The 14,282-nt window shown below is 38.7% G+C and carries 9 protein-coding genes, 1 pseudogene and 1 other annotated feature; all 10 genes and pseudogenes read right to left on the minus strand.

The window, feature by feature from the left end; translation table 11 throughout:
• Positions 1–117 precede the first annotated feature (117 nt).
• The 10 genes and pseudogenes from AAHB15_RS21345 to dapA all read right to left on the minus strand — a co-directional run bounded on the left by AAHB15_RS21345 (position 118) and on the right by dapA (position 14,279).
• A complete protein-coding gene (locus tag AAHB15_RS21345; RefSeq protein WP_342043277.1) occupies positions 118–2,409 on the minus strand; it encodes a glycoside hydrolase family 3 C-terminal domain-containing protein in 2,292 nt (763 codons plus the stop codon).
• Between the two features lie 49 nt (positions 2,410–2,458).
• Entirely contained in the window at positions 2,459–5,377 is a 2,919-nt protein-coding gene (locus AAHB15_RS21350) for a family 78 glycoside hydrolase catalytic domain (RefSeq protein WP_342043338.1), read from the minus strand.
• Positions 5,378–5,385: 8 nt separating this feature from the next.
• Positions 5,386–6,402: an SDR family NAD(P)-dependent oxidoreductase gene (locus AAHB15_RS21355; protein ID WP_335575159.1), complete on the minus strand. Its 1,017-nt coding sequence runs from the start codon at positions 6,400–6,402 to the stop codon at positions 5,386–5,388.
• An 800-nt stretch (positions 6,403–7,202) separates the two neighbouring features.
• Entirely contained in the window at positions 7,203–7,445 is a 243-nt protein-coding gene (locus tag AAHB15_RS21360) for a tyrosine-type recombinase/integrase (RefSeq protein ID WP_335574985.1), read from the minus strand.
• A gap of 32 nt (positions 7,446–7,477) precedes the next feature.
• Positions 7,478–8,272: pseudogene (locus AAHB15_RS21365) on the minus strand (2-isopropylmalate synthase); the annotation flags it as partial.
• A gap of 55 nt (positions 8,273–8,327) precedes the next feature.
• Positions 8,328–8,574, minus strand: a binding site (T-box leader).
• 722 nt (positions 8,575–9,296) lie between these two features.
• On the minus strand, positions 9,297–10,580 hold the full coding sequence (locus tag AAHB15_RS21370; protein ID WP_335574984.1) for an SLC13 family permease: 1,284 nt from the start codon (positions 10,578–10,580) through the stop codon (positions 9,297–9,299).
• A gap of 102 nt (positions 10,581–10,682) precedes the next feature.
• A complete protein-coding gene (locus AAHB15_RS21375) occupies positions 10,683–11,849 on the minus strand; it encodes a sialidase family protein (protein WP_335574983.1) in 1,167 nt (388 codons plus the stop codon).
• A gap of 30 nt (positions 11,850–11,879) precedes the next feature.
• Positions 11,880–12,320, minus strand: a complete 441-nt coding sequence (locus tag AAHB15_RS21380; protein ID WP_335574982.1) for a YhcH/YjgK/YiaL family protein — start codon at positions 12,318–12,320, stop codon at positions 11,880–11,882.
• Positions 12,321–12,337: 17 nt separating this feature from the next.
• Positions 12,338–13,366 carry a 4-hydroxythreonine-4-phosphate dehydrogenase PdxA gene (pdxA, locus tag AAHB15_RS21385; protein ID WP_335574981.1) on the minus strand — a complete coding sequence of 343 codons (1,029 nt, stop codon included), beginning with the start codon at positions 13,364–13,366 and terminating at the stop codon, positions 12,338–12,340.
• Between the two features lie 13 nt (positions 13,367–13,379).
• Entirely contained in the window at positions 13,380–14,279 is a 900-nt protein-coding gene (gene dapA, locus AAHB15_RS21390) for a 4-hydroxy-tetrahydrodipicolinate synthase (protein ID WP_335574980.1), read from the minus strand.
• Positions 14,280–14,282 lie beyond the last annotated feature (3 nt).

Raw genomic sequence — 14,282 nt, forward strand, 5'->3', positions numbered from 1 at the left:
GGAGTTTAGGGTACAGGCAGCATAATCGGTGCTTTTTCGTTGTCTCATTTTAATAGGTCAGTTCATATAAATCCAGTGCTGTTTTGCATTTAACTATTTCAAGAAGGCAGTAAATGTTTAAATTACTGTCACTTTTCCTTGTTGATCATTTAAAAGCTGAATCATACCTGCAAGCATTTCTTCCGTAAATTTCCCCTGGCTATAATTCACAATGGCTCTTAAAGGTACACTTTCCACCATCGCGTTATTCATTTTTGCTTCATCATCGTTTGCAGACGCATTTTGTTTCTCGCTAGTTTGGCTCAATTTTCCAACAAACTGTTTGGCAATTTCTGATAAAACAGGGTTAGCGAATATTTCTCCAAGGGTAGTATTTCGATCAACTGGCTTTTGAACAAGTACGGAAGATTGAACCTGGATCTTTTCAGATAAAACAATTTCTCGCGAGGACTTTCCGATTAGGACTTCAAATTCTCCCGTCTCGACATGCCAATCCCTCAAATGAACGTTATAGTAAGCAAATGACCGTTTATCTAACACGAAGGTAACCGTTTTTTGTTCTCCAGGTTGTAATTCAACTTTTTCAAATCCTTTTAACTCTTTTTCAGGCCTGCTCACTGTACTTGCTACGTCTTTTACATAAAGTTGAACAATCTCTTTTCCCGGTACACTGCCACTATTTTTTACGATTAGACTTACACTCACCTTTTCTGTATCTTTTAGTTCCTTTTTATCTAGAATAAGATTGCTATATTCAAAGTTTGTATAACTTAATCCATAACCAAATGGAAATAACGGCTCAATTTCTTTTTTGTCGTAGTAGCGGTATCCAACGAAAATACCTTCTTTATATTCAACTTTGTCCCCATCACCAGGAAAGTTTAAAAATGATGGGTTATCGCTTAACTTCTGCGGAAAAGTTTCCGCTAATTTTCCGCTTGGATTTGCATCGCCAAAAAGCAAATCGGCGATTGCCCCTCCTAGTGCCTGACCACCTAAATAGCCCTCAAGTAATCCTTTCACATGATTGATCCAAGGCATGATAACAGGAGCACCATTGCTTAATACAACTACTATGTTCTGATTGACTTTTGCAATCGCTTCTATTAATTGAACATGGTTTTCAGGTAGACGTAAATGCTCACGATCATATCCCTCAGATTCATAGCTTTCAGGAAGGCCAACAAAAAGTACGGCAGTATCTGCCCCTGCTGCCACTTCTTTTGCCTCGTTCATTAATTTTTCGTTTACTGTATCGCTGTCTAGATTATAACCTTGTGAATAGATTACATTCGCATTGCCAGAAATAGATTCAATTTCATCCAAAATATTATCCAGTTTTGTAGGGACGATATGCGAGCTGCCTCCACCCTGGAATCGAGGTTTCTTGACAAATTCTCCAATAACCGCAATGGTCCCTTCTCTTTTTAGCGGAAGAATATGGTCTTCATTTTTGAGAAGGACCATACTTTCTCTAGCAACTTCCCTTGCCAGGTGATGATGGGCTTCACGACTGTATGTCGCATTTTCTTTTTTATGATCAACTGCTTTAAAGATGATTGTAAGCAATCTCTCCACTGCTTTGTCCAATTCTTCTTCTGAAACTTGACCACTTTTTACAGCATTTACAATTTTTTGGTCACCTACACTGTTAGCAGGCATTTCAAGCTCTAGTCCGTTATTTAGGGCTTTTTCACGTTCGTTTACCGCTCCCCAATCCGAAACGACAATGCCTTCAAATCCCCATTCATCTTTTAAAATATCTTTTAATAGATACTCATTCTCTGAAGCGTATTCTCCATTCACCTTGTTGTAAGCAGCCATCAATGTCCATGGTTTTGCCTGCTTAACAGGGCCTTCAAAGCTTGCAAGATAAATTTCACGGAGTGTCCTTTCGTCAATAACAACATCTGTTGTCATTCTACGATATTCCTGGTTATTAGCTGCAAAGTGTTTCAAAGAAGTCCCTATGCCTTGACTCTGGACACCCTTAATATGATTAGCTGCCATTTCTGACGAAAGATATGGGTCTTCAGAGAAATATTCAAAGTTTCTTCCGCAAAGAGGAGACCGTTTAATGTTTGCACCAGGACCAAGAAGAATAGCTACATCTTCAGCCTGACATTCCTCACCTAGGGCAACACCAACTTTATTTATCAATTCCCTGTTCCAGGAACTAGCCATACCAGCAGCAGATGGGAAGCACGTGGCAGGCACGCTGTCATAGATTCCTAAATGGTCTGAACTCCCCTCTTGTTTACGGAGTCCGTGAGGGCCATCCGTAACCATAATGGACGGAATCCCCAGGCGTTCAATTCCTTGCAATCGCCAAAATTCAAGTCCTGAACATAAACTAGCCTTTTCCTCCAGTGTCATTTTGCCGATTATGTCGCTTATATTCCGATTCATTACACACGATCCCTTTCTATGCTTGTATTCGCAATCTACTACTCTCCATTTATTGGCCAACAGTATCTAATTCTCTCTCAAGTGCATTTAACTCATCCACAAGCGCATGTAATCGATCTTCCGTTAACTTCGATAGCGGATGGTACAATAGCTTTTGAATAGGCTCGGCTTTTAACCGGATTAGCTGCCCATGAGGATTAGAGATTCCGGGTACATACGTTTCTAAAATCTTCGTTGTTTCCTCCTGTGCAAGCAGGTCCATTAATCTAGTATTTGAAGAATAAATCGTCTTAAACCCACGTTTATTCTTGTAAGTGAAACGGTAGTTACCGGATCCTATAACAAGTGATACACCCTTCTCTGTCTGGTTAATATCAAAAATACCATCCGCTTTTGTTAAGCCTATACCGTTTTCTTTGACATCCCCTTTTTCTGCAAATGGCAAGATCACCTGTGCGGTCGTATTTACCGGAATTTCTATTTCTACGGTTACTTCCTCATGTGTGATATTCCACGCAGAGACAATACGTCCATACATCGATTCATGTGCGGTACTTGCATAAGTTAGTTCTTTACCACCTATCCTAGGTTGAATACGAATCCGTTTATAAGCCGGCTCAGACTCATCCATGTCTAACCCTGCCACTACTCTGTACATCCAGTCTCCAATGGCCCCATAGGCGTAATGATTGAACGAATTCATATCATCACTCCAGAATGACCCATCTTCTTTAATACCATCCCAATGCTCCCAGATGGTGGTTGCCCCCTTGGTAACAGAATATAACCATGATGGATAGGTTTCTTGCAAGAGTAACTTCACAGCCGTTTCATGATAGCCGTTATTCGAAAGAACCAGGTTTAAATAAGGTGTTCCAACAAATCCTGTTGTTAAATGATAGTCATTTTCTAGAACAAGTTTATTTAAGTCATAGGCTATTCTCTCTCTTATGTTTTCGTCTACAAGATCAAACATGAGGGTAAGCACATGCGCCGTTTGTGTTGTAATGGCCAATCTTCCTAACGGAGTGATAAACTCATCGTTAAAGTATTTTTTTATCCGTTTGAATAGTTCATCATACCGCTTTACATCGTCCCCTTTGTTTAGAACTTTTGCTGTGTCACGTAAAAGTCGGGTTGAGTGAGCATAAAAGGCAGTAGCGATTAGTTCATCCGGTGTAGCACCAAAATAACTGTCTTCTTTGGAGTCCAGCCCAAGCCAATCTCCGAAATGGAAGCCGGTATTCCAAGCAACCTCATTTTCCCCTTGGGCACGGATGTATTCTACCCAAGCTTGCATGCTAGGATATTGTTCTTCGAGAATCCTAGTATCACCATAAATAAGGTATACCGTCCAAGGACAAATAACAGCTGCATCTCCCCAAGCAGCAGATGAATCGCCATCAACCACATTTGGGATCACGGAAGGAACTCCCCCATTCGGGAGTTGGTCTGCCTTTAAATCAAGGAGCCATTTGGTGAAAAATGGGCCGCCATGATAATTGAACAATGCTGTACGAATGAATACTTGCGCATCCCCAGTCCAACCTAACCTCTCATCACGCTGTGGACAATCGGTCGGGACATCCACAAAGTTGCCTCGCTGTCCCCATTTAATATTCTGCTGCAGTTGATTGACCATGGGATTCGAAGTCTCAAAGTTACCTGTTTGCACCATGTCGGTATGAATGACTTCGCCAACAAAATGGGCGAGATCCAGGCCGTTATCCTGGCCAGGATAACCTTCTATTTTCACATAACGGAATCCTTGGAAGGTGAAAGCGGGTGCATAACTCTCCATCCCTTCGCCTTTCGTGATATACTCGACGGTTTGCTTGGCCGACCTAAGGTTGCCGAAGTAAATATTGCCATCCTTATCGAGTATTTCTGCATGCTTTAATATGATTTTGGTCCCCGCCGGTGCATTGACGGTAAATCGAATGCGGCCCACCATATTTTTGCCCATATCTAAAACGGTATCGCCTGCTGGTGTAGTTAACACTGCTTGCGGCTTAATTGTTTCTGTTACTCGTGTAGGATTGTTTTCCTGAGCAACCAAATTCTCCAATGGAAGATCAAGAAGATCCGAACCCTTCCATTTGGAATCATTGAAACCAGGTTTGCTCCAACCCATTTGTTCCAATCGTGCATCATATGTTTCTCCATGATATAGCTCGGAATACAGAATCGGACCTGTGGAAGTCTTCCAGGTTTGATCCGTTCCGATAACCTCTTCTGTTCCGTCGTCATATCGGATTTTCAATTGAAGTATTATTCCTCGCTTTGTGCCGTAATTATTTCGTGTGCAATCCCAAGAGAGATCTCCTTTGTACCAGCCGTCTGCTAACATGGCTCCGAATGCATTTGAACTGCTTGTAAGTAGGGATGTTACATCATAGGTTTGATATTGAATTCTTTTACTATAACTTGTCCAACCTGGTGTAAGTAAATCTTCTCCCACTCGCATTCCATTTAAATAAAGCTCGTATAGTCCGACACCTGTGACATAGATACGAGCTGATTCAATTCCATCTTTTAGATCAAATTCTTTCCTTAGCAGAAAGGCAGGTTCTGAATCTGGATCTAGCTCCTGTGGATTTGGTGTAATCCACTCCGCCTTCCACTCACTCCTTTCAAAAAGGGCGGTTTCCCACCAAGCAATATCACTCCAATTGGATTGTCGGCCAAAATGGTCCCAAACCTTTACACGGTAATAATATCTAGTACCGGATTTCAGCCCGGGTCCTTCGTAAACAATGTGAAGGGATTGCTCCGACTCTAAATATCCTGTATCCCATAAAGGTGTTTCAAAATCTAATTTTAAAGAAACTTGGAGCTGATAAGCCAGTTGAGTCGTTCCACGGCGGTCTGAATGAATTTTCCAGCTGAGTCGAGGTTTTTTCACATCCAAACCGAGTGGATTTTTTCTATATTCACAGGTTACATCATATATTTTCAATTCGTTCATTTGCATAGTTAAAATTCCCTGTCCTTTCCTATAGAAACATAATCTTTCAACAGCGTTTCAGGTATCTGGCTGATCAATTCATTCACAGTCCAAGGCTCATCTGCCTTTTTAATTTCTTTGATAATTTTAGGATCAGAATAAAGAGAAATTCGACCACCGCCAGTAACAGTGAATACCGCTCCGTTTACGTAGGAGGCCTGTTCTGTGCAGAGATATGCTAAGAAAGGAGCAACGTTTTCCGCGGGACCATGTTCCTTCTCGGATTCTTCCACACGATTATCGTTCGGATCCATCTTTATTCCATTTTCCTCCATCATCGTTCTGAGAGTTGCTTTGAAACTCATGTGACCGGGTGAAGCAGCCTGGGGGCAATAAGCGTTTACGGTAATGCCAAACCGATCAAGTTCCTTTGCAGTGGATTTAGTAAGTCCGACAATGCCGGCATTTGCAGCACTATAGGCACTGAGGTTGGCAATTCCCGTCCATGCGTCTGAGGCACAATTGAGAATTCGCCCAAAGCCCTGTTTTATCATATGGGGGATAGCATGGGACATCAGATTGTAAGCACCCTTGAGCTTGGAAACTGTCTGATAATCCCAATCGGATTCTTTCATCTCTACGAAAGGACCGAATCCCATCCCAGCCGCATTGTTAACTACGATGTCAATCCGACCATATTTTTCAATAGCTAGTTGGACCATTTTGCCAGCGGTTTCAAAATCAGAAACATCTCCATAGAAAGGAGTTGCTTCTCCACCTTCCATCATAATTTCCTGTGCAGTACTTTCTGCATCGCCTCTAAGTTCGAGTATCTTTTTCATTTCCTCCGCGTTAAACTCGGGAGTACCTTTTACACCTAGCGAACGAAATGTCTCGTTTACAGAAATGGTATTGGGACTTTTGGGTTTTCGATTATTCGTGATGACCTTAGCACCTTCACGTGCCATAAAAAGAGCAATGCCTCGACCGACTCCCTGTCCAGAACCAGTTACAATTGCGACTTTTCCTTCTAAAGATTTTGTCATGTTACCATCCTACTTTCAAAATATATTTAGTAAAATACCATTTGAATTATCGAACCAATTACCATGACTTGGTCTGATTGATTTATATTTCATTGAATAAACCTCTTACTACATTTGCTCTAACATATTAATATTTTTTCAAAAAACGAGATATTTGTATTTCAATTTTTTTGTTAATATTATAAAATCTTTACAATATTTATTTAGGTCTGTGGATTTCCTATCAACTACAGGGTAAGTAACTTCATACCTCTTAACATCTTCAGTGGAGAAGAAACATAAAAAAATCGTACAATTGGACAGTCCAAAAGTACGATTTGTCATATATTTTAATGTTTAATAAATATCATTATTGAAGCTATAAAGACCAAACAATATTCTTATCCAATTAGTTTTTGTAACAGATTGCATAAAAAAATCCACCATTCATTCAGAGTTTGGTGGATTTGACACACTAGTACACATTAAATCAGTCGCACTAGTGCTATGTAATTTTTAGAAAAAATACTGGTGACTTTTCACTCTTAAATCATAGGTTCAACTTTAAAAAAACACTTACAAAAATCAGCTGAAACCCTTGATATCATTGAGTTTGGTTGGCGGGACTGCGTGGGAATCGAACCCACCAGACCTGGCACGCAGGTCTCAAGCAGTTTTGAAGACTGTGGAGGACACACCTGACTTACACATCTCTAATAGTTCTGAAAATTTATACAGAACGAAATTAGATGAGTAGTTGTACGTCATGGGAAAGATAATTTCGTTTAAATGCAAATCTCCAACACACTAAAAATTGTAATTTATAAATTCTTTAAAATACTGCTCGCATTGTTTTTATATCGTAAACCTGCCTGAACGTAGCGATCAACCATCTCCCTGGTTTTATGACCTGTTTGTTTCATAATTGCAATCTCAGTCATCCCCATCATGGCTGCACTTGTCGACAGCCCACTTCTCAAACTATGTGCTGCAAAGTCCTTTACATCCATACCAAGTTCCCCGATATATTTCTTTAATATGAGTGCTACGGATTTATCACTCAACCTTTCCTTGATATTTCCATGCCGATCAATGGAACATTTGTGTAAGCGTTATAAACTGATGAGCGCGTTTTAATTGCCATTACAACCTCTTCAAGTGCAGCATTACCTGCACGTTCACCAATGCCATTAATCGTACATTCAACTTTATCTGCACCATTTTTAATTGCAGCTAAAGTATTAGCAGTTGCCATACCAAGATCATTATGACAATGGACACTTAAAAGAACTTTATCATTCAATTTTTTCAAACGATCATTTATTTTAAAGATTAATTCACCATACTCTTCCGGCTCGGCATATCCAACTGTATCGGGCACATTAATAATGGTAGCCCCTGCCTTTACAACAGCTTCAATCGTTGCCCATAAATATTCAAAATCGGAGCGAGTCGCATCCTCTAATGAATACTGTACATCTGATAGAAATTTTTTTGCATACTTTACTGCATCAACACCGATATCTAAAATTTGACTTTTTGATTTCCCAAATTTCTTATCCACATGAATGTCTGAAGCGCCTAAAACTATATGGATTAACGGTTTCTCAGCATATTTTATACTATTATAAACAGCATCGATATCAGCCTCTACTGCTCTTGCTAACGCAGTGATGATAATATCGTCTGTATTTCCTACTTTCATGGCAATTTCTTTCACAGCATTAAAATCACCCACTGAAGACGATGGAAAACCAGCTTCGATTATATCGACTTGCAGCTTCTTTAATTGGTGTGCAACTTCTAGTTTTTCATACAGGTTCAGCTTAGCCCCTGGAACTTGCTCGCCATCTCTTAATGTTGTGTCAAACATCCAAATTTTTCTTGTCATTTTCAAAAACACTCCTTTTTTATTAATGTATAAAAAAAGCCCCGTCTCTTTAGAAAATAGAGACGAGGCATTGCTCGCGGTACCACTCTAATTGATTAATCATTACATAATTAACCCACTCATTTTTTTCGGCAGCTATTACCACCTATCTACATAACGGTAGAAAACCGACATCCCCTACTTTTAATGTTCAGGGAGTAGCTCTTGGAAGAGTTCAAAGGCAATAACTACCGATTCTCACCAACCATCGGCTCTCTGAATAGCTTTTAAATCCTTTTACTATTTCCAATCATCGCATATTATTATTTAATTATTTATAATATAAAACCAGTCAATTCGATTTGTCAATTGAATTTTAAAAAAATAAAAAATATTTTGAATTTTGATGTTTCACAATCTAAACCCTTTTCTCCCAAAAGTTTGACGCTCCTGAAATTGATAACCTTTGAGGGTTCGGATCTCCCTTCGTTCTTTCTTGTCAAATACATAACTCAAAATACCATATAGTATCAATATATTTCACGATCGGTCTCCGACCTCACTTCGCCTCCCGCTATGGTCTATGTCCCCTAACTAAAATCAAACATAATATACATATTGACCATACTTTCAATATCTGATTATACATTCTATTATGTATGAAAAAAGAGGATCTACGCCCTTATTTGGATATAGTATCCTCTTCTAATAATAGTCTGTTTAAGTGTACTTTTACGAACGGAGGTACTACAGAAAAATACTGGTAATTTATAACACCCATTTTCCCTCTTCCTGAGAGCGTTACCAAAATTGTACAACAGAAAATACTGGTAATTTATAACACCCATTTTTTCTCTTCCTGAGAGCGAACGTTATGATCGGACTTATTATTGCAATCATCATATTTAATATCATTGCCTTTAAAACAAATAAGAACCTAACAGCCAACCAAATTATACATATTTGGCTATTTACAATAACATTACATCAGACTTTTGAAGTTTTTGTGGATTTAAAATTTCATGGTTATCCTTCTATCACTTTATCAGTTTACAGGGAAAATAAGAATAGCACCTACACACAGTGCAATAATACGGATCAGGTACATAGGTACTGAGAACAACCAGAACTGTGGAAGCTTATATTTACCCATACCTAAAATCATAGCAGGCATACCATCGATTGGCATGTACCCGCCGTTCCATCCAGATACTACAACTGCAACTGCGGCAGCAACAGGATTAAGTCCCAAACTAAGGCTGGTTGTAATAGCAATTGGCGCAAAGATGAATACAGAACCCATATTTGAACCAGTAAAAGTAGCACAGGTGCTAGTTAGAAGTGCGAAAATCAAGATAAGAATGAATGGACTGATATTCGTACCTAATGAATGCGCTACAACCTTTCCGATCATAGCTGTAAATCCAGAGTTAGCCAGAGCGTCAGCAACGCCGATAACACCAGCCATCATAAGGATGACAGGGGCACCCATATTATCACGAACTTCCTTGAAATCAAGTACGTTGATCATTAGTAGAATTGCTCCTGCAAGGCCAGGGATTACATAAGAAGCATTGCCCAATACGTTCATAAGCATCATACCGACAACACTAAGGGCAAATAAAGCGATGGTTAAGCTTTCTTTCCATGCAGGCATAGCCACAATCTCAGCCGTAGCTGCCACTTCATCCATTGCAGAAGATTCCGAAATTGGATGATCCGGCAGAAGACGATAAGCAACCAAACTCCATACTAAGAAACCAAGAGCCAGGATGAAATTCACTACAGCAAATTTCGTCATTGAAAGCCCGTCGTGATAACCTGCCGTTTCTAGTACGCTGACAGTAACACCATAGAAGAGTGCTACATTGAAAGGAATCAATGGGTGGTTAGTAGCAAATCCCAAAGGCATCATCAGTTTGGACGTAGGCATTTTTTTATTGTAAGGAATAGTAGATATCAAAGATAGAATAAGTACATAGTAACCAGTGGCACCGGCACCTGGTAAACTGGCACCAAGCATAACTACCACGAGCAAAAGAGCATAGCTCTTATAACCGCCCTTATTTACCAAAGCAAGCATTGAGGACTGGACCTTACCAATCAAGCTCGTCTTCATTAGTCCCGCCATAACAACCATAAAGCCAGCGATCATGATAACACTTGGGTTCACGAAGCCTGCGAAGGCCTCCTGAACAGTAGACAAACCGGTAACTACTAGCAGAAGACAGGCCAGGACTGGTGGTGCGCCGAAGGCCATCTTGTCTGACATAATCAATCCAATCATCAGGATCAAGATACCCAGGGCAAGAATCATATGCAATGTCATTTTTTACTTCTCCTCTCTTAATAACCAAGTTAACTGGACATTTTTTAACTTGGGTTTGATACCAAAGCCTATCAAACTATAATGATGTGATAAATTTAATATCTAACTTATTTCTCCAGATGTAGGATTGTAAACCCCTTCATTTTCACGTTTTTCACCATATATATCTTCAACTGAAAAACTATTATATTTTACACATATTCTATTCTTATATGCGTATACTAAATGTAAGCGTCCTTGGGCATCTTGATAAATAGTAGGATATTCAAATTGTGAATTATTCGTTTTATTCTCTGCTCCAATGAAACCTTCTGCGTGTTCAATAATTCGACCGATTGGCCAAGTATTTCCGCCATCTTCAGACACTGAAACCACTACGGGATTTCTTAATCCAGGCCATGCAACCTTACCTTTTTGTGGATTATTGGCAGCGTTCGCATTATAAGCAATAGCAATAGCACCGTTATCTAATTTGATTGCACTTATACTCGCATTATTATTTGGTAAGATTGTTGGCTCAGGCACTGTCCAAGAATCTCCAAAATCTTTTGACTCACTTCTATAAATATAATCCGCAAATCTACTTCTCATAAATGCAACTAAATGACCATCTTCTAATTCGATAACATTGGCATGTACTCGTCCGTTACTATCAGGCATGCGTACTTCTTTCCACGTTAGTCCTTCATCATCTGATACTTGAAATACGGTAGGATCGTTTGTAAGACCTAATTCTGAATCTTCACATACCCACGTGCTAAATATCCATCTTCCATTACTTAATACTTGAATAGCTTGTCGAACGAATGTACCAGGCTGGCTAAATAATACTTCCGGCTCTGTCCAATTTTCACCATTGTCGTATGTCTTCTGATATTTAATAATGGACGTAAACTGCATATTATCTTTACCTGGTTGTCGACCTTCCTGAGAAGTATAGATTAACCATATTGATTTATCAGGTGCTTGGAAGAATGATGGGTTTTGCTCACTACGAGTATCATCCTGCGAGACAATTGTCGGTTCATTCCACTCTTGAGTTTCATGATTAAATTTTGATAATACAATGGAAATATCTGGACTACCTTCAAATGAACCTGCAAACCATGCACATAATAAATCTCCATCTTCTAACTTAATAATAGTTGGTGCATGTGCGGTTGAAAAAGGACCAGATGGAATTAAAGAAAAATCAATATTTGTATAATCATCATGAACTAATTTACCGTTTGGAATCGACCTGTTAATGACTAATTTATTGTTACTCATACTAATCACCTAATCACCCTATCTTTCTCATTAAATTTCTATCTTAATTACCGCTTTCTTATATTTCGTCGCTTGATTTATATGTTTTAACGCTTTATGTCCATCGTGAGGCAGACAAATATAGGCCATACCTTTATTGATTTTCATGATTTCTTTCGGACTACCGTTTAATCGAACTACATCCTTTTCCGCATTATATTCTACATCTACTACTAATTGATTAATGGGGGTCCAGGCTACGTATTCCGATCCGTCCAAAACAATTTGAATATCCATATATTTTTTATGTGCTTCAAAGGTTCCTTCATCTATAGGATTCGTAGTTCCTTCCTGAAAGAACAAATAACCACCATCAAAATCAAATCGCTTAGTATAATCTATTTCGACTTCGTTTAATTTCTCTAAACCGTTGGCGAATTTTGGATTTAATGATCTATATTCATCTAAATTTTCTATTAAATCTATTATCACACAATTCACTTCGTTTCTTAATTAGCATTATTTGCTAGCTGTACCGCGTAATCAATTGCATTTTCAAGACTAAGTTCACTCGCAGTCATCTTACCTGCTTGGTCGAATGCTGTTCCATGATCAACTGAGGTTCGGATAATTGGTAATCCCAATGTAATATTTACTCCAGAAACCTCTTTCCATTTATTTTCTTCTTTATCAAATACAAACCCTAAAAGTTTTAATGGAATATGTCCTTGGTCATGGTACATTACCACAACGATATCATACATTCCACCACGAGCTTTTGAGAAAACAGTATCTGCAGGTAAAGGTCCGAATACATTAATCCCTTCACTTTTAGCTACTTCAATAGCAGGGATGATCTCATCAATTTCTTCCGTACCAAACAATCCGTTTTCTCCACAATGTGGATTTAATCCCGCCACAGCAATCCTTGGATTTTCGATACCCAAGTTTAAACAAGCATGATGAGCAATGTTTATTACATCTAATACTCTCTCTTTTTTAACTAAATCGCAGGCATGTCTTAAAGAAACATGCGTTGAAACGTGAACCACCCTTAAATCACCATCAGCTAACATCATAGAAAATTTATTCGTATTTGTAAGCTGTCCATAAATTTCAGTATGACCTGCAAAGTGATGTCCTGCTAAGTTTAACGCTTCTTTATTTAATGGATTCGTAACGGTGGCATCTACTTTCCCTTCAAGGGCTAATTGAATGACTTTTTCCACATAGAGATATGCCGCATTTCCAGCCTCTTTAGACACTTCACCAATCTGTAATTCATTTGCATCTACAGAAGCTAAGTCAATGACATCCATTGTTCCCCATTCATACAATCCATCTTCCGGTGTAGTAATGGCATTTACTTTCAAATTAATCTCTGGGAATTTCTCTAAATAGCTCTCGACAATACTTTTATCTCCAATTAGTAAGGGGTTACATTTTTCATATAAGCCTTTCTTTTGAAAAGCTTTGATTGAAATTTCAGGTCCGATACCTGCAGGGTCACCCATTGTTATCCCGATAATTTTTTTCATAATGTCCTCCTAACTACTTCATTCCTAATTCAATATTTTCATTTAATACTGATTTTAATGCTGTAATTCCTTCATCTGACACTTGATTAAATGGTGCACGGCACTTCCCTACCGGATAGCCTAGTAGTTCAACAGCCGTTTTTACCACAGTATTTGGATTCGCAAACTTAAAACAATCTCTGAAACTTCTGATAGAATCTTGATATTTACGAGCTTCTTCAATATGACCATTAATAAATTGATCGTATATTTGTGCCATAGTAAATGGATAAACATTAGAACATCCTGCAATTCCGCCAGTTCCCCCAGCAAGTAACGTCCATAATATTAATGAATCATTACCTGATAGCACAGAAAAATCTTCTCTATTTCTTGTTCTTTCAATATATTGAAGGATATTATCAAAGTTTCCACTGCTATCTTTGACACCAACAATATTGTCAATGTGACTTAGTTTTTCAACAGTCGCAGGTTGAATAGAATTACCCGTTCTAGCTGGAATATTGTATAAAACAATGGGCATATCCACCGCTTCAGCAACTGTTTTAAAATGATGATAAATCTCTTCTTGAGTGGCTGTTGCAAAATAGGGTGTAATGATTGATAAGTAGTCTACACCCACACGCTTTGCTTCTAGAGACAAGCGAATGGTATCTTGTGTTCCAACTAATCCTGTGGATGCATAAACTGGAACCCTTCCTGCCACTGTATCAACTACTGTTTCCATGATTTTCACTTTTTCTTCTTCACTTAAAATATAACCTTCACCATTCGTACCGAACGTAAAAATACCATGAACACCATTCTCAATAACTCGATTCACCTGATTTACGAGTTCTTCATAGTTAACTTCTTCATTGTCATACATGGGTGTAACAATTGGTGAAATAATTCCTTGTAATTTGTTTTGCACACT

This window comes from Bacillus sp. OTU2372, from assembly GCF_038440275.1.
Classification (GTDB): Bacteria; Bacillota; Bacilli; order Bacillales; family Cytobacillaceae; genus Neobacillus; species Neobacillus bataviensis_B.

Bases quoted from the DNA above. Each gene is read 5' to 3' on its own strand.
- AAHB15_RS21345 (WP_342043277.1), bottom strand. From the start codon at position 2,409: ATGAATCGGAATATAAGCGACATAATCGGCAAAATGACACTGGAGGAA.
- AAHB15_RS21350 (WP_342043338.1), bottom strand. From the start codon at position 5,377: ATGAACGAATTGAAAATATATGATGTAACCTGTGAATATAGAAAAAAT.
- AAHB15_RS21355 (WP_335575159.1), bottom strand. From the start codon at position 6,402: ATGACAAAATCTTTAGAAGGAAAAGTCGCAATTGTAACTGGTTCTGGA.
- AAHB15_RS21370 (WP_335574984.1), bottom strand. From the start codon at position 10,580: ATGACATTGCATATGATTCTTGCCCTGGGTATCTTGATCCTGATGATT.
- AAHB15_RS21375 (WP_335574983.1), bottom strand. From the start codon at position 11,849: ATGAGTAACAATAAATTAGTCATTAACAGGTCGATTCCAAACGGTAAA.
- pdxA (WP_335574981.1), bottom strand. From the start codon at position 13,366: ATGAAAAAAATTATCGGGATAACAATGGGTGACCCTGCAGGTATCGGA.